18 protein-coding genes are annotated in these 17,528 nt (G+C 67.5%); 5 read left to right on the top strand and 13 right to left on the bottom strand.

Annotated elements, in window-relative coordinates; genetic code table 11:
- The first annotated feature begins 55 nt into the window (after positions 1 to 55).
- Positions 56 to 766: a glutathione S-transferase N-terminal domain-containing protein gene (locus AC1DOQ_RS13025; RefSeq protein WP_477364375.1), complete on the top strand. Its 711-nt coding sequence runs from the start codon at positions 56 to 58 to the stop codon at positions 764 to 766.
- Between the two features lie 13 nt (positions 767 to 779).
- Here the strand turns inward: AC1DOQ_RS13025 and AC1DOQ_RS13030 are convergent, their stop codons facing one another.
- From AC1DOQ_RS13030 to AC1DOQ_RS13055, 6 genes are all read right to left on the bottom strand, one after another.
- Positions 780 to 1,043, bottom strand: a complete 264-nt coding sequence (locus AC1DOQ_RS13030; protein ID WP_477364378.1) for a YkgJ family cysteine cluster protein — start codon at positions 1,041 to 1,043, stop codon at positions 780 to 782.
- Positions 1,043 to 2,689 (bottom strand): GTPase, encoded by a 1,647-nt coding sequence (locus AC1DOQ_RS13035; RefSeq protein WP_477364381.1) that lies wholly within the window; start codon positions 2,687 to 2,689, stop codon positions 1,043 to 1,045. Before AC1DOQ_RS13035 ends, AC1DOQ_RS13030 begins: the two co-directional genes overlap by 1 nt.
- Complete coding sequence (locus AC1DOQ_RS13040) at positions 2,686 to 4,518, bottom strand: dynamin family protein (RefSeq protein WP_477364384.1); 1,833 nt, start codon at positions 4,516 to 4,518, stop codon at positions 2,686 to 2,688. The genes AC1DOQ_RS13035 and AC1DOQ_RS13040 overlap by 4 nt, the downstream gene beginning before the upstream one ends.
- A gap of 14 nt (positions 4,519 to 4,532) precedes the next feature.
- Positions 4,533 to 5,114, bottom strand: coding sequence for a hypothetical protein (locus AC1DOQ_RS13045; protein WP_477364386.1), 582 nt, complete (start codon positions 5,112 to 5,114; stop codon positions 4,533 to 4,535).
- Positions 5,115 to 5,117: 3 nt separating this feature from the next.
- Positions 5,118 to 5,936 carry a GTPase gene (locus tag AC1DOQ_RS13050; protein WP_477364389.1) on the bottom strand — a complete coding sequence of 273 codons (819 nt, stop codon included), beginning with the start codon at positions 5,934 to 5,936 and terminating at the stop codon, positions 5,118 to 5,120.
- A gap of 256 nt (positions 5,937 to 6,192) precedes the next feature.
- The gene (locus tag AC1DOQ_RS13055; RefSeq protein ID WP_477364392.1) at positions 6,193 to 6,930 is read right to left on the bottom strand and encodes an SDR family oxidoreductase; all 738 of its coding nucleotides are present in this window, start codon (positions 6,928 to 6,930) and stop codon (positions 6,193 to 6,195) included.
- A gap of 162 nt (positions 6,931 to 7,092) precedes the next feature.
- Here AC1DOQ_RS13055 and AC1DOQ_RS13060 point away from each other — a divergent pair, with 162 nt between their 5' ends.
- Both AC1DOQ_RS13060 and AC1DOQ_RS13065 read left to right on the top strand, forming a co-directional pair.
- Positions 7,093 to 8,970 carry a putative bifunctional diguanylate cyclase/phosphodiesterase gene (locus AC1DOQ_RS13060; protein ID WP_477364395.1) on the top strand — a complete coding sequence of 626 codons (1,878 nt, stop codon included), beginning with the start codon at positions 7,093 to 7,095 and terminating at the stop codon, positions 8,968 to 8,970.
- A gap of 79 nt (positions 8,971 to 9,049) precedes the next feature.
- Positions 9,050 to 9,604: a TetR/AcrR family transcriptional regulator gene (locus tag AC1DOQ_RS13065; protein ID WP_477364398.1), complete on the top strand. Its 555-nt coding sequence runs from the start codon at positions 9,050 to 9,052 to the stop codon at positions 9,602 to 9,604.
- A gap of 21 nt (positions 9,605 to 9,625) precedes the next feature.
- Here the strand turns inward: AC1DOQ_RS13065 and AC1DOQ_RS13070 are convergent, their stop codons facing one another.
- The 6 genes from AC1DOQ_RS13070 to AC1DOQ_RS13095 form a co-directional block, all read right to left on the bottom strand.
- The gene (locus AC1DOQ_RS13070) at positions 9,626 to 10,558 is read right to left on the bottom strand and encodes a pirin family protein (protein WP_477364401.1); all 933 of its coding nucleotides are present in this window, start codon (positions 10,556 to 10,558) and stop codon (positions 9,626 to 9,628) included.
- On the bottom strand, positions 10,559 to 10,942 hold the full coding sequence (locus AC1DOQ_RS13075; RefSeq protein ID WP_477364404.1) for an OsmC family protein: 384 nt from the start codon (positions 10,940 to 10,942) through the stop codon (positions 10,559 to 10,561). It lies immediately after the preceding gene.
- 50 nt (positions 10,943 to 10,992) lie between these two features.
- Positions 10,993 to 11,412: a DoxX family protein gene (locus AC1DOQ_RS13080; protein WP_477364407.1), complete on the bottom strand. Its 420-nt coding sequence runs from the start codon at positions 11,410 to 11,412 to the stop codon at positions 10,993 to 10,995.
- Between the two features lie 102 nt (positions 11,413 to 11,514).
- Complete coding sequence (locus AC1DOQ_RS13085; protein WP_477364410.1) at positions 11,515 to 12,024, bottom strand: DUF6644 family protein; 510 nt, start codon at positions 12,022 to 12,024, stop codon at positions 11,515 to 11,517.
- Positions 12,024 to 12,365: a DUF6152 family protein gene (locus AC1DOQ_RS13090; RefSeq protein WP_477364413.1), complete on the bottom strand. Its 342-nt coding sequence runs from the start codon at positions 12,363 to 12,365 to the stop codon at positions 12,024 to 12,026. Before AC1DOQ_RS13090 ends, AC1DOQ_RS13085 begins: the two co-directional genes overlap by 1 nt.
- Before the next feature lie 54 nt (positions 12,366 to 12,419).
- A complete protein-coding gene (locus AC1DOQ_RS13095; RefSeq protein ID WP_477364416.1) occupies positions 12,420 to 13,535 on the bottom strand; it encodes an NADH:flavin oxidoreductase in 1,116 nt (371 codons plus the stop codon).
- Between the two features lie 120 nt (positions 13,536 to 13,655).
- On the opposite strand from AC1DOQ_RS13095, the gene AC1DOQ_RS13100 reads away from it, so the two are divergent.
- Both AC1DOQ_RS13100 and AC1DOQ_RS13105 read left to right on the top strand, forming a co-directional pair.
- A complete protein-coding gene (locus tag AC1DOQ_RS13100) occupies positions 13,656 to 14,546 on the top strand; it encodes a LysR family transcriptional regulator (protein ID WP_477364419.1) in 891 nt (296 codons plus the stop codon).
- A complete protein-coding gene (locus AC1DOQ_RS13105; protein WP_477364422.1) occupies positions 14,543 to 15,682 on the top strand; it encodes an acyltransferase family protein in 1,140 nt (379 codons plus the stop codon). Before AC1DOQ_RS13100 ends, AC1DOQ_RS13105 begins: the two co-directional genes overlap by 4 nt.
- Here the strand turns inward: AC1DOQ_RS13105 and AC1DOQ_RS13110 are convergent.
- Entirely contained in the window at positions 15,655 to 17,478 is a 1,824-nt protein-coding gene (locus AC1DOQ_RS13110; protein WP_477364425.1) for a DUF885 domain-containing protein, read from the bottom strand. The genes AC1DOQ_RS13105 and AC1DOQ_RS13110 overlap by 28 nt on opposite strands.
- Positions 17,479 to 17,528 lie beyond the last annotated feature (50 nt).

The raw sequence follows: 17,528 nt of genomic DNA on the forward strand, positions 1-17,528 counted from the left end.
GCGGATGTATCTTGAGTACAATCAATACCGACCAATCACTCCGAGGGAGACGACAATGACCGACCTGAGCAACTTCCCCATCACGCGCAAATGGCCCGCCCGGCATCCCGAGCGCCTGCAGCTGTATTCGCTGCCGACCCCGAACGGGGTGAAGGCCGCGATCATGCTGGAAGAGATCGGCCTGCCCTATGAGGTGCACCGCGTCGCCTTCGACAGGAACGACCAGCTGTCGCCGGAATTCCTGTCGCTGAACCCGAACAACAAGATCCCCGCCATCCTCGATCCGAACGGTCCGGGCGGCCGGCCGCTGCCGCTGTGGGAATCCGGCGCCATCCTGCTCTACCTGGCCGAGAAGACCGGCAAGCTGCTCCCGGACGACCCGGCGCTGCGTTACCAGACCATCCAGTGGCTCATGTTCCAGATGGGCGGCATCGGCCCGATGTTCGGCCAGGTCGGCTTCTTCCACAAGTTCGCCGGCAAGGACTACGAGGACAAGCGCCCGCGCGACCGCTACGCCGCCGAATCGAAGCGCCTGCTCGGCGTGCTGGACCGGCAGCTGGAGGGGCGCGACTGGATCATGGGCGACGAGTACACGATCGCCGACATCGCCACCTTCCCGTGGGTGAACAACCTGATCGGCTTCTACGGCGCGCGCGAGCTGGTGGGCTTCGACGAGTTCAAGAACGTCGCGCGGGTGCTGGCGGCCTTCGTGGCGCGGCCGGCGGTGGCGCGCGGCTTGCAGATTCCTTCTGCTCCGGCGGCCTAAGCGTGCGCACCGCCTAGAGGCTGGCGCAGATGGCGAGGTTGATCTTCACGAACTCCGGCCAGGAGAAGCGCCCGGCAAGGTGGGCGGCATGATAGTCCTGCACCCGGCATACCAGCGGACGGGTCTCGTAGATCGTACAGCCCAGCGTGGCTTCGTCGAAGTGGCGGCAGGTGCCGTCGCCGCGGTCCAGCCAGGCGGTCTCGGTGCTGCGGTCGACCAGGCGGCAGCACTTGCCGCAGCCGTTGCAGGGGAATGGCGCCTGGTCTCCCCCGTTCATCACGCGCCGGCCACCAGTCGCTGGATCTCCAGCACCTGTTCCAGGCGCCGGCTGTTCTGCTGCTCGGCATCGCTGAAGCTCCGGCGTAGCTGTTCGAGCTGGCCGTTGACGGCACCGAAGAACTCGTCGCTTTCCTTGTCGACGGCCGCCAGCATCGCGATCTCGAAGCCGTTCGCCAGTTCGAGCGCGAAATCTTCCATCTGCTGGACCGCGCGCTCGCGGGCGCGCTCCTGCTCGGCGTGCTGCTCGCGCAGGCGCTCGGCTTCCGGGTCGCCGCGGAACAGCGCGTACAGCCCCTGTCCGACGGTCATCGCCACGCCCACATAGGGAATCCATTTTCCGACGATGGCGGCGCCCCATTTTTCCATGGTCTTGACGCCGACGCCCTTCATCAGCGACGGCATCACGTTCTTGACCACCTTCAGGCCGCCGACGATGGACTCTGGCCTGGCCAGCGGGCCCGCCTGAGTCAACAAGTCCTGGATCGGGGCGAACGGCATGGCCGCTACTAGCGGTGCTCCCGCCGCGCCCGGCTCCTGGGAATCGGCCCGGAAGGCCGGCGCCGCGCCCGGCGCCTCGGCCACGCCGACGTCCGGCACGGCGACCTGGAATTCGTCGATCTCCGCCTGCACCAGCGTCACCACGACCTGCAGTTCGGCCTGCAGGCTGACGGCCACCTGCTCGCCTGCCTTGCGCAGCAAGCCCTCGATCCGGACCTGGCATTCTTCCGGGGCCGACCGCATGTACGCCATGCTCATCCGGGCCAGGTCGACACGCTGGCGGTTGATCTCGGATTTCATGTCACGCGCCACGCGCGCGCGTTCGCCATTGACCCGCTGCAACAGGCGCTCATACTTCCTGACGATCTCCGACTGCGAAGCGCCTTCGATCGTCGCCACCGCGGAAGCGAGGAACTCCTGCAGCTGCTGGCGCAAGCGGCCGTAGACGGCGTCGGGGCCCACGCCCTGGAGGAAGGCGGCGAGCTGCTGCTCGAATGCCGGGAAGCCGCTGGCCTCGACCAGCAAGGGCTGCTGCCTGAGCCAGCCTTGCAGGGCGCGGCGGGCGTTCACCTTCGAGATCGGAATGTCCTTCAGCACGTCGGACAGGCCGCGCTCGGCCGCCAGCGCCTGGAGGCGGCTGCGCAACTGGTCCTTCAGGTGCACGAAGGTCTCCGCGTCGACCGGATTCTTCTCGTTGAAGACGAGGTAGATCTGGCGGCGCGCCCTGACCATCTCCATCAGCACGTCGAGCGTCTTCGCCTCTTCAACGGTCCCCAGCGGATCGACCACGAACACGATCGCGTCCGCGGTCACCATCTGCTCGCGAGTCACCTGTTCGTGCTCGATCGGCGCGTCCACCCCGGGCGTATCGAGGATCTCGTAGCTGCCCCAGGCATAGGTGGAGACCTTGTCGGTCAGCGGAATGTCGCCGGTGGCGGCCGCCTCCCTGCGCAGCAGCGCATTGATCAAGGTGCTCTTGCCGGCATTGTAGACGCCGTACACCATGATCCTAGCGTCGGGGCTGCCCTTCTTGTCTTCGAATGCCTTGCCGACGGCGGCGAACGAGGCCGCCAGGACGGGGGAGGCGGCCGCCAGTTCGCGCGCGCCCTCGTAGGCCTCGAACAGGCGGGATGGATCGATGGTCATACTTTCTCCTGCTGTAGTTGGACGGTCCGCAGCAGTTGCCGCAGTTCCAATTCGAAGCCCTGGACTTCGCCGGCCAGGCTGCCGAGCAGGCGCTCGACGTCGCGTTCGATCGACTGCCACAGGACCGTGGCGCCGTTGCGAATCTGTCCCTCGATCGCCAGCTGGCCGTCGCGCAGCGCCTGCATGCGGATCTGCTGCAGGTTGTCGCCGACCGTGACTTCGATCTCGCGATAGGTGGTGGACGCGCTGTCGCCGGTCGCGCTGCCCAGCTTGCCGCCGATGGCCGCGCCCGCGAGCACGCCGGCCGGGCCGGCAAGCAGGCCGAGCGCACCGCCGAGCAGGCTGCCGATCACGCTGTTGCGCTTGCGCGTGCCGCTGCGCACCTGTGGGATCTTCTCGATGACCTTCTGCAGGTCGAAATCCGGCAGACGCACCAGGGTGCTCGACTGATAGGTGTCCTGGACCGCATCCGCAAAGCCCGACATGATCTCTTCGAACACGGTCGCCAGGTGCGCGTGCGTGATCTCGCGGAACTGCCCGTCCAGCGCCTGCTGGAAGGCTACCAGTTCCGCGCGCGGATCGCCGCTCTCGCGCCTGGCCTCGATCCGCTCGAAAAAGCCGTCGATGAAGACTTGCAGCTCGCGTTGGGCGGCATGCACGACCGTGCCGAGCCGCCGGTCCGAATGGCGCCTGAGCGCCTGCAAGGGTTCCCTGAAACCAGCCAGCAACGCCTGATAGGGATCCAGGTCGGCGCGGCAGGCTTCGAGGAAGTGGCACAGGTTCGCCAGCGGCGTGCGCGCCTTCAGCGCCACGCCGTCTTCGCGGGCGATGCGGCGCAGGGTATCAAACAGCTCGCTCATGCCGCTGTCGGCAAAGCGGACCGGGTCGTCCGCATGAAGCTGGGCATAACGGGACGAGATCGACAGGATCTCGACCCCGGCCGCCAGCTCGGCGCCGCAAATCTTCTCCAGCGCCTCGCGCACATAGGCGCGCTGCTTCTCACGGTCGGCCACGGACTTCATGACCACGGTCGTGACGATGGTTTCGCCGTCGTCCAGCACCTCGTCGTCGGTGGTATCACTGCCGGTCAACAGCAGCAGGACCCGCTTGTCCTTGCTGAACAGCCCGGAGATCTCGGCCAGGTCGCTCTCGCGGCCGGGCGAATCGGATTTCATCGTGTAGAGGATCAGGTCGGCATGCTCGACATAGCGTTTCGCCAGGTCGCCGTTCTCGCGGTTGGTCGAATGCAGCCCGGGCGAATCGGCCCAGGTCAGGCCCGGCAGGCTGAAGCCCTGGATCGAGCTCGTCGCCTCGATGGCGTCGACGCGGAACTCGCTCTTGTCCACGGCCTCTTCCTTGGCGTCGCCGCCCGCCACTTTGACGTGGTCCTGATAGAAATACCTAGGCGTCAGCGCGGCCGGGACGCCTTCCTTGAGGTCGGCGGCGGGATCGCTATGCCCCCACGCCATATAGTTGCCAAGAGAGCTCTTGCCCGACTTGACCTTGCCGTTGACGAAGACCAGCAGGGAATCGCCGAACCTCGACTGGAAGTTCACGCCCGACTCCCGGCCGCGCACCCTGGCATCCCACTCGTTTCCGGTCGCCTTCATCAGGTCGATAAAGCCCAGGACCTGGTCATGGATCGGGCTGGTTTCCGGGGTTTGCTGGCGGGCCCGGTCCAGGTGAGCCTGGAAGGCCGTTAGGAAGCGCTGGCGCAAGCTGTCGAATTCGTGCTCCCGGGCCTGGGCCCACGCCAGGGTATCGTTGAACTGGTCCTGCAAGTCCTGGAAGGAGGCCAGCAGGTCGGTGCGGAGGATGGTGTTCTGCATGATGCGCTCCGCTCTCAGGCCGCGGCGCCGCGCCTGAGCGCCCGCAGTTGCCGCTCGATGCTGTCCAGTTCCACGAGTGCCGCGTTCACGTCGTCCAGGGACAGCAGCTTCTGCCAGACCCGAGGGGTGCAGCACATGTTCACGTCGTAGACGCGAGCGTGGAACTCGAGATTCTCCACGATCCGCTCGAGCTCGGGATCGTCCGCGATGACGGACCCGCGCAGGGCATGTGAAACCTCATGCGCGCGGCCGTCATCGGACGACGGAATTCCCAGATCCTGGGCGCCAAGCCGGGGCCTGAACGCCGGGGTGGACCCGGATTTCACTTGAACGATCCCGTCCAGTGCCTCGCCGAGTTCTTCGCCGAGGGCCGCACCCTTCCCTGCAAACAGGGTCCGGGCACTGGCGAGCTTTTCCTCGCGTTCGCGACGGCGATGTTCCTTGGCCGCCGCTTCCCTGCGGCGGCGTTCCTCGTCGGCGCTGCTGTCCGAGCCGGTGCCGGAACTGCTATTCGAGCTGCTGTCGTCGCTGGCGGCAGCGGCAATCAGCGAGCCGAGGCCGACCACCGCGGCCCCGATCAACCAGGGTAATGCCATGAATTATCCTTGAATGCGTTTGTAGTCGGACGCGCTCTCGTCCAGGAAGCGGCGCAGTTGCGCCATCCCTTCGTTGTAGGCGGCAAAGGCGGCAACGACGGAGGCGTGCAGCCGCGAGCGCTCGGCCAGTGCGGCGGCGCGGGCCTCGCCGACCTGCGCCAGCAACTCGTCGATGTACGACAGCCGCTTTTGCGCACGGACCGCGCGCACGTCGGCGGCCAGTTCGCGCAAATGCGCCGCCAGGACGTCGACGCCGGCGGCGGCAACCAGCGCCTGCTGGCCCTTGATGCTGCCGTCGCGGTGGCGCCGTGCCGATACGCGGAAGATGCGGGGCGCGAAGCCCAGGAGGTCGGTACATTGCTGCGCGATGCGCTGCTCGATCTGTCCGATTTTGTCGGCGGCTTCCTTGTCGGCCTTGCTCAGCACGACGACGATATTGCGCGCCGCCTGCGCATCCAGCGAAGCGCGCAAGCGGCCGAGGAAGGCGAGCTCCTTTGCTTCCAGTTCGCCCTGGGGCTGGTGCACGAACAGCACGATGTCACCGCTCCGTACGCCGTGCTGTGCGCGGCGGTCGTCTTCCTCGTCGGCGTCCAGGCCCGGCGTATCCAGCCAGTCGCAGCCGGCGTCGTCGTAGCGCGCCACATCGACCGTCTCGCGGATGTCATTGGTCTTGAAGAATTCCTGCTCGAGGTGGCCGGTCAGCATATTGAGCAGATAGCTTTTTCCTGCGTTCATCATGCCGTAGGCGACGATGACAGGCCTGATTTCTTCCTTCTCCTTCAGGAGACTGTCGAGCCGGGATTGCAATGCCTGGGATTTCATTCGAACCTGTTCAAAAACGTGTATTAATGCCGGCGCGCAGGCGCACAAGGGCGCACGGCGGTCCGCGGTCACACGGCGGGGGTAACCGGGAAGGAATTTTCATCTTATCAAATATAATTTCACTCAGGCAACTATTTGTTGCGCCCTGTTGGATCGGCGCATACTTCACCGAAGGCTTGCCCGTGACGGGAAGAATGATCTCAAGGATGGCGACAAGCGCTGTCGCAGCGCCGCGCCGGCGGCACGGCAGGCGAGCTTAGGCCTTGACCGCCAAGGTACGCAGATCGGCCACGACCTCGTCGCCGAAGCTTTTCCCGAGCAGGTAGTCGACCAGCTGCTCGGCGCATTCGTCGGGGTCGAGCAGGGTGCCGGTTTCCTTGAGGTCGACGAAACGCTGGCGCATCGGGAAGCGGTCTTCCGGGGTGTCGCGAATCTCGGCCTGCATGCCGGTGTCGATCACGCCCGGCGCCAGGCTGCAGATCTGCACGTCCTGGCCGGCGTCCATCAGCACCGCGCGCGCGTGGTGGTCGAGGGCCGCCTTGGTGGCGCAATACACGCTCCAGCCGGGATAGGCATGGCGCCCGGCGCCGCTGGAGATGTGCATGATGCGCTTCTGGCCGCCGTCGCTGGCGCGCACCACCGCCGCCGCCAGCGCCATCGGCGCCGCCACGTTCAGGGTCACCGCGCGCAGCACCGCGCGCGGATCCTGGTCTTCCAGGGGGCCGACCGGGCTCACCATCCCCGCATTGTTGAGAAGCAGTACGGCGCCGGTGCCGTCCAGGTAATCGCTCAGCTCCCTGCCGTCGAGCCAGTCGATCAGCGCGGGCCCGTCGGCGAGGTCGAGTTCGACTTCCTCGAACAGCTCGGGCCAGTTTTGCGCCAGTTCGTCGGAGCGGGTGCGGGCCAGGCCCAGCACCGGTACGCCGCGCGCCAGCAGATTGCGCGCCAGTGCCGCGCCGAGGCCTTTCGTGTGGCCGGTAACGATCGCTTTCATCTCAGTCTCCATCTCCCCGCGCGGGGCATCGTCATGGATGTTATCGCAAGCAGGCCCGCAAGATAAAGTCAATCGTGTAGATGGCGCACCCTTGCCTCTGCTCCAGTTCGGCTCCCATGGCAGAATGGCCTCGACAGGAACCGATTCACGAAGCGAGGCCGAATGCAGATTCCAGATATCCCCGTCGACGAAGCACGCCGCCTGACCGCCCTGCACGCCACCCGCCTGCTGGGCAGCGCGCCCGAGGAGGCGTTCGACCGCATCACACGCCTGGCGGCGCGCCTGCTGGATGCGCCGACCGCGCTGGTGTCCCTGGTCGACAAGGATGTCCAGTGGTTCAAATCGCGCTGCGGCTTCGAGGCGACCGAGACCGCGCGCGACATCTCCTTCTGCGGCCACACCATCCTCGAACACGAGCCGCTGGTGATCGAGGACGCCACCAGGGACCCGCGCTTTCGCGACAACCCGCTGGTGACCGGGAAGGAGCACGTACGCTTCTACGTCGGCGTGCCGCTGTACTCGGTCGATCGGATGGCGATCGGCACCCTGTGCGTGCTCGACACCAGGCCGCGCCGGCTGGGCGCCGGCGACCTCGACGTGCTGCGCGACCTGGCGCGCATGGTCGAACAGCTGATCCACCATCGGCAGCTGGCCACCGCGGTGCAGGCCCTGTACTCGCACGTGCCGCGGGACGGCGCCGACCCCGAGCTGAGCGCGGCCGCCAGCCAGGTCGAATTCCTGCTCAACCACGACCAGCTGACCGGGCTGTCGAACCGCCAGGCGCTGGCGCGCATCATCGGCCAGGGCCTCGACGACTGGCGCAGCCAGGGGACGCCGACCCTGGTGGTCTCGATCAACCTCGACAAGTTCAAGCGCCTCAACGAAGCCCTCGGCCATCATGCCGGCGACCAGGCCCTGGTCTCGGTCACCTGGAGCCTGCAGGGCGTGCTGCGGCCCGGCGACCTGCTGGCGCGGGTCGGCAACGACGAATTCGTGGTGCTGCTGCCCGGCCTCGGCGACGACAGCGTGGCGCGCGACCGCCTGCGCCAGCTGGCCCAGGCGGTGCACCGCGAGTTCAAGAACCCGGGCGGCGGCGCGATTCCCCTCACCTGCAGCATCGGCTACGCGATCTTCCCGCACGACGGCGACAATGCCGACGCCCTGCTCGGCAATGCCGCCCTCGCCATGCGCCGCGCCAAGCTGCTGGGCGGCGGCCAGATCCAGCATTTCACGGAAGAGCTCAAGCAGGCCTTCAACCGCAAGCTGGCACTCGAAAGCCAGCTGCGCGCAGCACTCGACCACAAGGAGCTGTTCCTGCTGTACCAGCCGAAGATCGCACTGAAGGACGGCGCGGTGGCCGGCCTGGAAGTCCTGCTGCGCTGGCGCCACCCGAGCCACGGCCTGATCTCGCCGGTCGAGTTCATTCCGGTGGCCGAAGAGGCGGGGCTGATCGTCGAGATCGGCGAATGGGTGCTGAAGAGCGCCGTCGACCAGTGCCGTGCCTGGCGCGCCGCCGGCCTGCCCGCCGTGCCGGTGGCGGTCAACCTGTCGGCGCGCCAGTTCTACCGTACCGACATCGTCGGCTGCGTCGACACCGTGGTGCGCGACGCCGAACTGCAGCCGGGCGACCTCGAACTGGAACTCACCGAGAGCACCTCGGTGCAGAATCCGGAACGCAGCGCCGACCTGATGGCGCGCCTGCGCGGACTCGGCGTCAGCCTCAGCATCGACGACTTCGGCACCGGCTATTCGAGCCTCAGCTACCTGAAGCGCCTGCCGGTCGACAAGCTGAAGATCGACCGCTCCTTCGTCCAGGACATGCACGAGAGCGTGGAATCGATGGCGATGGTGAAGGCCATCATCGCGATGGCCCACAGCCTGCACCTGGAAGTGATCGCCGAGGGCGTCGAACTGCAGGAACAGCTCGATGGACTGCGCGCCGCCGGCTGCGACCAGATCCAGGGTTTTTATTACAGCAAACCGCTGAGCGCCGAAGACTGCGCCGCCTACCTCCGGGAACATGCGGTGCGGCGCCACTGACATCGATGGACGAATGTTTGCCTGATACTGTCAAAAGTTTTACAATTTCAGTACGGCAATTAATTCACAGCACATACGCATGCGGTATTCGCAGAACCACAAGGCCGAGACGCGCCGGCGCATCCTCGACGAGGCCGCGCGCCGCTTCCGCCGCGACGGCATCGACGGCACGGGCCTGGTCCCCCTGATGAAGGCGCTGGGCATGACCCATGGCGGCTTCTATGCCCACTTCGCGTCGAAGGAAGCGCTGGTCGAGGCCTCGCTCGAAGCGGCGGCCGAACAGGCCAGGGAAGAGTGGCAGGATCCGCTGTCGCCAGCGGCGTTGCGCGCCCTCCTGTCCAGCTACCTGTCGCCGCGCCACCGCGACGATCCGGGTGCCGGCTGTCCACTGCCCAGCCTGTGCGCTGAACTCGGCCTGCGAGGCCAGCCCAGCGCCACCACCGACGGCCTGGCCCTGACGATCGCGCAGCGACTGGGGGACTGCAAGCTCGGCGCCGCCGCCGACGACCAGGGCCTGGTGGCGCTGGCCGCACTGGTCGGCGCACTGACGTTGTCGCGCGCGGTGGCCGATCCGGGACTGTCGGAACGCATTCTCGGGGCCGTGCAGGCGGCGGTCAAACCGCCGGTGTCCTGACGTCACTCCCGCGCAGGCGACTTACGGATACCGCACCGGCCGCCCAGGCAGATCCGGCAACGGAATGAACTCGGTCTCGCCCGGCACCTTCGGGAAGCGCATCTCGCGCCAGTCTTCCTTGGCCTGCTCGATACGATCGGCCGAGCTGGACACGAAATTCCAGGTCAGGTAACGCGGCCCGTCCATCGGCTCGCCGCCCAGAAGCATCACGCGCGCAGCGCCGCCATTGCCGGCGGCCAGGGTCAAGGCCGCGCCGGGCTTCAGCACCAGCAGCTGGCCGGGGCCGAAGCTGCCGTCGCGGCCGAGGTCGAGCGTTCCTTCCACCACGTACAGCGCCTGTTCCGGATACTCGGCCGGCAAGCCGATGCGGGCGCCGGGCTGCAGGGCCAGGTCCACGTAGAACAGCGGCGATTCCACCGGCACCGGAGCGCGCTTGCCGAAGTATTCGCCGGCGATGATGCGGGCGCTGGCGCCGTCGCCGTCGATGATCGGCAGCTCGCCGGCGCCGATGTGCGAAAAGCTCGGATCGTTCTCTTCCTTCGCCTTCGGCAGCGCCACCCAGCACTGCAGGCCGTACAGGGTCGAGCCCTGGGCGCGCACCTGCGGGCCGGTGCGCTCGGAGTGGACGATGCCCTTCCCGGCCGTCATCCAGTTCACCGCGCCGGGACGGATGTCCTGCACCGTGCCGAGGCTGTCGCGGTGCGAGATCTCGCCTTCCAGCAGATAGGTCACGGTGGACAGGCCGATGTGCGGGTGCGGACGGACGTCGATGCCGGTGCCGGCCTCGAACACGTGAGGGCCCATCTGGTCGAGGAAGACGAAGGGGCCGACCATGCGGCGGTCGCGGTGCGGCAGCGCGCGCCTGACTTCGAAACCGCCGCCGAGGTCATGGGTGCGCGGCACCACGATGGTTTCCAGCTTGCTCAGTTCATCGTGTTTGTGATCGGGTTCCATTTAGATTGCCTCCGTGGTGATCTGGATTTTCCCGGACAGGGTCTTGTGGACCGGGCACTTGTTGGCGATGTCCGTCAGGCGCTGCTTTTCTTCCTCGCTCAGGGCGCCCACGTAATGGATGCTGCGGTGCAGGGCGTAGGCCTCGCCTTCCTGGCCGTGCTTGATGCCGACCTTCACCTCGTCCAGTGCGTAGCCCTTGCGCTTCGCGTACAGGCTGACGGTCAGGGTGGTGCAGGCCGCCAGCGCCGCGGCCAGCAGGTCGTGGGGTTCCGGGCCGCTGTCTTCGCCCCCGAGCGCCGGCGACACGTCCGTCAGGAGCCGGTGCGGCCCGATCTCGATTACCTGCTGCAGCGGTCCCTGGCCGCGGTGCGTCGTCACTTCCATGATGTTCTCCCTGGTGTTTTCGGTCGATTGTACGTGATGCGCGGACCTGATCAGGCCGCGCGGACGCGCAGGATGCCGGCGCCGGTCTTCGCCTGCACGCGCCGGCGTTCGATATCGAAGATCACCAGCATCGCGCCCAGGATCGCCACGTTCTTCAGGAAGTGGTTCAGCTGGTTCTGGAACTCGGCCGCGCCGGCACCCCAGAAAGCGTGGAAGATCAGGGTGACCGGCACCAGGAACAGGGCCAGGCCCAGGCTGGCCCAGCGCGCCTGGAAGCCCGTCACCAGGGCCAGGCCGCCGCCGACTTCGAGGGCGATGGTGGCGGCCAGCAGCAGGCTGGCGAACGGCAGGCCCATGCCGGCCATCCAGCCGGCCACGCCCGCAAAGCCGAGGATCTTGCCGATGCCCGACACGACGAACAGGGAGCCGGCGAGGGCGCGGCCGACGGGGTAGAGTTTGCTGGTTTCCATGATGTTTCCTTCCATGTGGGTTGTCGATGGAAACCATTATGGACACCCGGCCGGTGGAAGAAAAACGAGTTATTTTCGCCTCTATCATCGATTTTTTCGATGCTATACGTAAGCCAGCAGCCGGCCGCAGGCGATCACCGCCAGCCACAGCAGCAGCGACAAGGCCGCATGCAGGCGCGCGCGCAGCGGCGCGGTGTCCTGCCAGTGTGCGCCGACGCGCCAGGGGCCGATATGAAAGGCCAGCGCGTTCAGGCCGGCGACGACGATCAGCACCAGTTTCAGCAGGAATACGCGGTTGGCGGCCAGCTCGGGCGCCTCGGCGGCGAACAGCAGCAGGCCGCTCGGCAGTACCACCAGCATGCCGCCCACCGACCACGGCAGCAGGTAACGCGCCAGCGCGCGCAGCGGCAGTTCGCGGCCGAGGCCGAGCACGCGCAGATCGAACATCGCCACCGCGCCGACCAGCACGGTAAAGCCGATGATGTGAAGGATTTCGATGCCGGGATACAGCCAGGGGCTGGCGCGCATGGCCGCGGCAGGCGGGGTCGCGGCCAGCCAGACGGTCCAGGCCGCCGCACCGGCCGGTATGTCGATCCCGGCGCCGGGCGGCATCAGCGCAGCTCGGTGGTCTTGCCGCCGATGGTGATGCGCTCGGCGCGCATCTCGTCAGGCCTGGTGCGGTGCGGATAACCGTAGACGCTGGCGCTGGTGCCGACCGCCAGCCTGTCCCTGGGCAGCCCGCGGCTGTCCATGCGGCCCGGCGGCGCGAGCACCACCAGCCAGGTCTTGCCGGCGCTCTTGAGACGGATCCAGCCGTGCGGCTGCACATAGCCGGCTTCCTGGATGGTGCCGTTGAGCTGCAGCGGTTTGTCGGTGTCGTACTCGGTCCAGCCGTGGTGGGCCGAAGCGGTGGCGGCCGCAGCGAAGGCGGCCAGCAGGAACCAGCGTTTCATGTGGCGGACTCCTTTGGGAACGCGTCGATTCTACGCCTGTCCCGCGCAAGTCCGTCAAGCGCCTGCGCCGAAAGCGAGCTCGGACTCCTTGATGTCGGCGATCGGCCCGAGGATGGCGCCGTCGAAGGCGCGCGGCGCATCCCCTTTCTCGAACACGCGCGGCATGTCCGGGTTCGCCAGCGCGCCCCGGCCCAGTGCGACGATGTCCGCGCCCAGTGCCAGCGCCTGCTCCGCGCGCTCGATGCCGTGCAGGGAACCGTTGGCGATGATCGTCACGCCGGGTGCAAAGCGGCGCGCCAGCGCGACCAGGCTCGCGCCGCCACCTTCGAACGCGGGCTGCCAGGCCTCGAATTCGGTCACATGGATGAAATCGGCGCCGGCACGGGCCAGCGTGCCGAAGATGACTTCCGCGTCGGCCTCGCGGCCCGGCCACTTGGCGCTGAAATCGTTGACCTTGCCCTGCGAGAGTCGGATGCCCACGGGAACCTCGCCGCCGACCGCGGCCTTCACCGCTTTCACGATCTCTTCCAGCAGGCGCACCCTGCCCTCCACGCTGCCGCCCCAGCGGTCCGTGCGCAGGTTGGTGTGGGCGGTCAGGAACTGGTCCAGCAGGTAGCCGTTCGCGCCATGGATCTCGATGCCGTCGAAGCCGGCCACGCGCACCGCGCGGATCGCCGACTGGACGAAGCCATCGATGACCTCGGCGATTTCCTGTTCGCCGATTTCGGCCGGCACCGGGTAGCGCCCTTCGCCATAGTAGAAGGCCATCTGCTCGCCGGCAGGCTGCACCGCGGAAGGCGCGACGGTATGGCTGCGGAAGGGATTGCCCTGGCTGAGGGCGCCCGCATGCATCAGCTGCGCGAACACCAGCGCACCATGTTGCTGGAGGTCGCTCGTGATCGATGTCCAGGCCTCGGCCTGGGCGTCGTCGGCAATGCCGGGCTGGTTCCGGTAGCCCTGCGAGTATGCCTTGTCGGTATACAGCCCTTCGGTGATCACCAGGCCGAAACCGCCCCTGGCGAACCTGGCGTAGTAGTCGCGCATCGCCGGGGTCGGGACGCCGGACCCGGTCGCCGTCACCCTGGTCATCGGCGCGACGGCCAGACGGTTCCGTAAAGTCCGGCCTTTCATAACGTAATTCGATAGAATCTCGGTCTGATGATTGTTCATGTCTGTTCGCTTTCGGAGAAGGCATGCCACGGCTGCGGCATCAAGATCTCCATCATATGAACCGGAGCGCACTTCAAACAGCCCGGTACGGGTGAAGCCGCCTTATCGAGAAAGGTTAAGATGCAAACGTCGGATATTCGGATTTTTCTTGCCGCCGTGAGCGCCGGCAGCCTGTCCGCCGCGGGACGGCAACTCGGCATCGGCCCGATGCAGGTGTCGCGCCGCCTTGCCGTGCTCGAAGACGAGCTGGGCGTCAGGCTGCTGCACCGCACGACCCGCGCGATTTCGCTGACCGCCGAAGGCGAGGCCTTTTTGCCGTTTGCGAACACGATGGCGGATGCCGAAGAGAGCGCCCGCTGCGAACTGCGCCCCTCGCCGGCCGGCGTCTCGGGCGTGCTCAGGCTGACCGCGCCGAGCGTCTTCGGCCAGACGATCGTCCTGCCCGTGCTGGCGGCGCTGCTGGAGCGGCATCCCGAGCTGCGCGTCGACCTCGACCTGTCCGACCGCGTCGTCGACATCGTCGGCCAGGGCCTCGACCTCGCGCTGCGCGTGGCGACCCTGGAGGATTCCGAACTCGTGGCCCGGCGCATCGCCGCCAACCCGCGCGTGATCTGCGCCTCGCCGCGTTACCTGGAGCGCCATGGCGTGCCGTCCCGGCTGGCCGACCTGGACGCGCATCAATGCATCGTCCTGCATGCCGTTCCGCGCTGGCCGCTGGTGGTCGACGGCGAGCTGCAGCGCAGGCGGATGAACGCGCGCATCACGACCAGCAATGTGGACGCCGCGCGGACTGCCGCCATGCAGGGGCTGGGCCTGGCGATGCTGGCCTACTGGGACGTGCACCGGCAGCTCGGCGATGGCGAACTGCTCGGCGTGACCCTGGAAGATGCTAGTATGGAAGACCTGTCGGTGTGGGCCGTGATGCCGACCCGGCGCTACCTGCCGACCCGGGTCAAGGTCTTCCTCGACGCCCTGGAACAGGCGCTCGCAGCCATCCCAAGGACCGTATGACACCGCAATCCGCACCTGGCCTCCAGTCCCGCAACTTCGGCATCGACTGCCTGCGCGGCCTCGCCATCCTGCTCGTGATCGTTCACCACCTGGCCCTGCCCTTCCGCCTGCCGCTGGGTCCGAGCCTGCTGAAGGACTACCTGCCCAAGCGCCTGCTGGACGCCGTCAGCTTCAACGGCTACGAAGCCGTGTTCATCTTCTTCGTCATCTCCGGCTTCCTGATTGCGAGCCGCATCCTCGAGCGCGACGGCAGCCTCGACCGGGTCGACCTGCGGCGCTTCTACCGCGCCCGCGCGCTGCGCATCCTGCCGCTGCTGTTCCTGACCCTGGCCATGCTGGCGTCGCTGGCCCTGGGCGGCGTGACCGGCTTCGCCCCCGACGAAGGCAGGCAGAGCGTGGCCGGCCTGCTCGGATCGAGCCTGAGCTTCACCTTCAACTGGTACGAAGGCCGCACCGGCTGGGCGCCGGCCGGCTGGGACGTGTTGTGGTCGCTGTCGATCGAGGAAGTGTTCTATCTCGGCTTTCCGCTGCTGTGCCTGTGGCTGCCGCGGCGCCTGCTGGTCGGCTTGCTGCTGGCATGGGCGCTGCTCTTGAACCCGCTGCGCTCGCTGGTGCCGGCCGCGAACGAGGTCTGGCGGGAGAAAGCCTACCTGCCCGGGATGGCGGCGATCGCCTGGGGCGTGCTGGCGGCCCTGCTGGCGCGGCGTTGGCGGCCGACGTCGCGCGAGGCCCGCGCCCTGGCCCTGTTCGGCGGCTTCTGCATCCTGATGGTCCTGGGCTGGGGCGAGCTGGTGCACCGGCACCTGTTCAAGTCCGGCATGGTCGGGCTGGTGCTGGGCGCGGCGGCGATGCTGCTGGCCTTCCACGCGCATCCGCCGGCCCCGCGCCGTGGCCTGGGCTGGCTGGCGCGCATGGGCAGCCTGAGCTACGAGCTCTACCTGTCGCACATGTTCGTGGTGCTGGCCGCGGTCGCCCTGTACCGCGCACTGCTGGGCAAGGAGCAGGCCTGGACCTTCGGCGTCTACCTGCCGGTGCTGCTGCTCTGCTTCGGCCTGGCGCTGGTACTGGAAAAGCTCGGCGCCCGGCTGGCGGGCGCGCGCCCCTGGCTCTACCTGGCGCCGTCGATCCAGCGCTGAACCTGCGCCTCGAGGATGGGCAGCGGCAGGGTGCCGTCGCCCAGCACCACCTCGTGGAATTTCGCATGGCTGAACTTCGGTCCCAGGGCCTGCTGCGCCCGCGCGCGCAGCTCCAGGATCTTCAGCGCGCCGATCTTGTAGGCCAGGGCCTGGCCCGGCCAGACCATGTAGCGCTCGATCTGGTTGGCGGCCTGGGCTTCGTTGTAGCCGAGGTTTTCCATCGCATAGGCGATCGCCTGCTCGCGTGACCAGCCCTGGGCGTGCATCCCGGTGTCGACCACCAGGCGCACCGCGCGCAGCAGCTCGTCGTTCAGGTGGCCGTAGTAATAGGCGGGATCGTCGTAGAAGCCGAACTCGCGGCCCAGGGTCTCGCAGTACAGCGCCCAGCCCTCGGCGTAGGCGGCCGCGCTCGGGTGTTCGGTGAAGAACTTGCGGAAGTCCGGCAGCGGCAATTCCTTCAGCAGCGCGGCATGGAAGTGGTGGCCGGGCACGCCTTCGTGCAGCAACAGGGTGGCCATGCCGACCGTGTCGTAGTCCTTAGGATCGTTCACCACGGCCCAGAACACGCCCGGATGCGAGCCGTCCGCCGCCATCGGCGTGTAGTGATCCGAGGCGGTCGCGCGGGTCAGCTCGGGTTCGAGCTGGATGTCGAGCCTGGCCTTCGGCAGCAGGCTGAAGTACTGCGGCAGCCTGGCTTCGACCTGGCCGTAGATCTGGCGGTAGCGTTCCAGCACCTGTTGCTCGCTGGTGAAGGGCTTGAATTTCGCCTGCGCCGCCACCCACTGCGGGAAGTCCTTCAGCGGCCCCTGGTAGCCGAGCTTCGGCGCGAGCTTCGCCATCTCGCCCTGGATGCGCGCGACCTCCTTCAGGCCCAGCGCATGGATCTGCGCCGGCGGCAGGTCGAGATTGGTATTGTTCCTGATGCGGGCCTGGTACCAGGCGGCGCCGTCCGGCAGCGCGCCGTAGCCGGCCGTGCTGCGGCCGGCGGGCAGGTAATCCTTCTCCAGGAAGGCGCACAGGCGCTCGAGCGCCAGGCCGATCTTCACCGCGGCCTGGCGGTAGCCGGCCCCCAGCTCGCGCTTGTCCTCGTCAGTGAAGGCGCCCGGGAAGCGCGTGACCGGCGAGTAGTACACGCTGGTCTCCGGCGTCTTGCTGCGCAGTTGCTGGAACTGCGGCAGCATGCGGGTCGTGACGATCTTCGGCTGCACCACGCCGGTACGCATGCCCTCCTTCATGTCGGCGATCGCCTGGTCGATCCAGGCCGGCAGCTGCTCGAGGCGGCGCAGATAGGCGCGGTATTGCGCCGGGGTCTCCAGCGGCTGCGAACCGGTGCCGCTCGCGTAATTGGCCAGGTTGCTGGGCACGTTGTCGAAGTGGTTCAGCGGCAGCAGGTGTTCCGGAAAGCGCTCGAGGTCGAGCTGGGCCTGGATCTCGGCAGCCAGGATGTCGTAGTTCAGCCGGGCCTTGTCCGACAGGCGCGTGCCGTCAATCGCCTTCAGCTGCTTCAGGAAGCCGTGGTTCGCGGCCTGGTAGCGCTTGATCGCCTTGGGATCGATTGCCATGCCGAGCTGGTCGTCGTAGCGGCTGTCGCCGTTGGCGGTAGCGTACAGCATCGGATCGAAGCGCGCGCGGGTGTCGTAGAACCTGGCGGCGATGCTGTCGACCTTGCGTTCGGCGGCCTGCTCGCCCGCGGAGGCCGGCGCGGCCGCGGCATGGACGAGGGTGGCGGGCGCGCCGGCGGCGAGGATGGCGGCGGCCAGGCTGATTGCGCGCAGGGATAGCGAGGACGGGAACATGCGTTTCCTTTATGAATGGAATTCCGACAAGGATACCGCAGCCCGTCGCC

Source organism: Massilia sp. 01N417, from assembly GCF_056399645.1.

Bases quoted from the DNA above. Each gene is read 5' to 3' on its own strand.
- AC1DOQ_RS13060 (WP_477364395.1), top strand. From the start codon at position 7,093: ATGCAGATTCCAGATATCCCCGTCGACGAAGCACGCCGCCTGACCGCC.
- AC1DOQ_RS13040 (WP_477364384.1), bottom strand. From the start codon at position 4,518: ATGCAGAACACCATCCTCCGCACCGACCTGCTGGCCTCCTTCCAGGAC.
- AC1DOQ_RS13105 (WP_477364422.1), top strand. From the start codon at position 14,543: ATGACACCGCAATCCGCACCTGGCCTCCAGTCCCGCAACTTCGGCATC.
- AC1DOQ_RS13095 (WP_477364416.1), bottom strand. From the start codon at position 13,535: ATGAACAATCATCAGACCGAGATTCTATCGAATTACGTTATGAAAGGC.
- AC1DOQ_RS13055 (WP_477364392.1), bottom strand. From the start codon at position 6,930: ATGAAAGCGATCGTTACCGGCCACACGAAAGGCCTCGGCGCGGCACTG.
- AC1DOQ_RS13110 (WP_477364425.1), bottom strand. From the start codon at position 17,478: ATGTTCCCGTCCTCGCTATCCCTGCGCGCAATCAGCCTGGCCGCCGCC.
- AC1DOQ_RS13025 (WP_477364375.1), top strand. From the start codon at position 56: ATGACCGACCTGAGCAACTTCCCCATCACGCGCAAATGGCCCGCCCGG.
- AC1DOQ_RS13085 (WP_477364410.1), bottom strand. From the start codon at position 12,024: ATGCCGCCCGGCGCCGGGATCGACATACCGGCCGGTGCGGCGGCCTGG.
- AC1DOQ_RS13030 (WP_477364378.1), bottom strand. From the start codon at position 1,043: ATGAACGGGGGAGACCAGGCGCCATTCCCCTGCAACGGCTGCGGCAAG.
- AC1DOQ_RS13045 (WP_477364386.1), bottom strand. From the start codon at position 5,114: ATGGCATTACCCTGGTTGATCGGGGCCGCGGTGGTCGGCCTCGGCTCG.
- AC1DOQ_RS13080 (WP_477364407.1), bottom strand. From the start codon at position 11,412: ATGGAAACCAGCAAACTCTACCCCGTCGGCCGCGCCCTCGCCGGCTCC.
- AC1DOQ_RS13100 (WP_477364419.1), top strand. From the start codon at position 13,656: ATGCAAACGTCGGATATTCGGATTTTTCTTGCCGCCGTGAGCGCCGGC.
- AC1DOQ_RS13070 (WP_477364401.1), bottom strand. From the start codon at position 10,558: ATGGAACCCGATCACAAACACGATGAACTGAGCAAGCTGGAAACCATC.
- AC1DOQ_RS13065 (WP_477364398.1), top strand. From the start codon at position 9,050: ATGCGGTATTCGCAGAACCACAAGGCCGAGACGCGCCGGCGCATCCTC.
- AC1DOQ_RS13050 (WP_477364389.1), bottom strand. From the start codon at position 5,936: ATGAAATCCCAGGCATTGCAATCCCGGCTCGACAGTCTCCTGAAGGAG.
- AC1DOQ_RS13090 (WP_477364413.1), bottom strand. From the start codon at position 12,365: ATGAAACGCTGGTTCCTGCTGGCCGCCTTCGCTGCGGCCGCCACCGCT.
- AC1DOQ_RS13035 (WP_477364381.1), bottom strand. From the start codon at position 2,689: ATGACCATCGATCCATCCCGCCTGTTCGAGGCCTACGAGGGCGCGCGC.
- AC1DOQ_RS13075 (WP_477364404.1), bottom strand. From the start codon at position 10,942: ATGGAAGTGACGACGCACCGCGGCCAGGGACCGCTGCAGCAGGTAATC.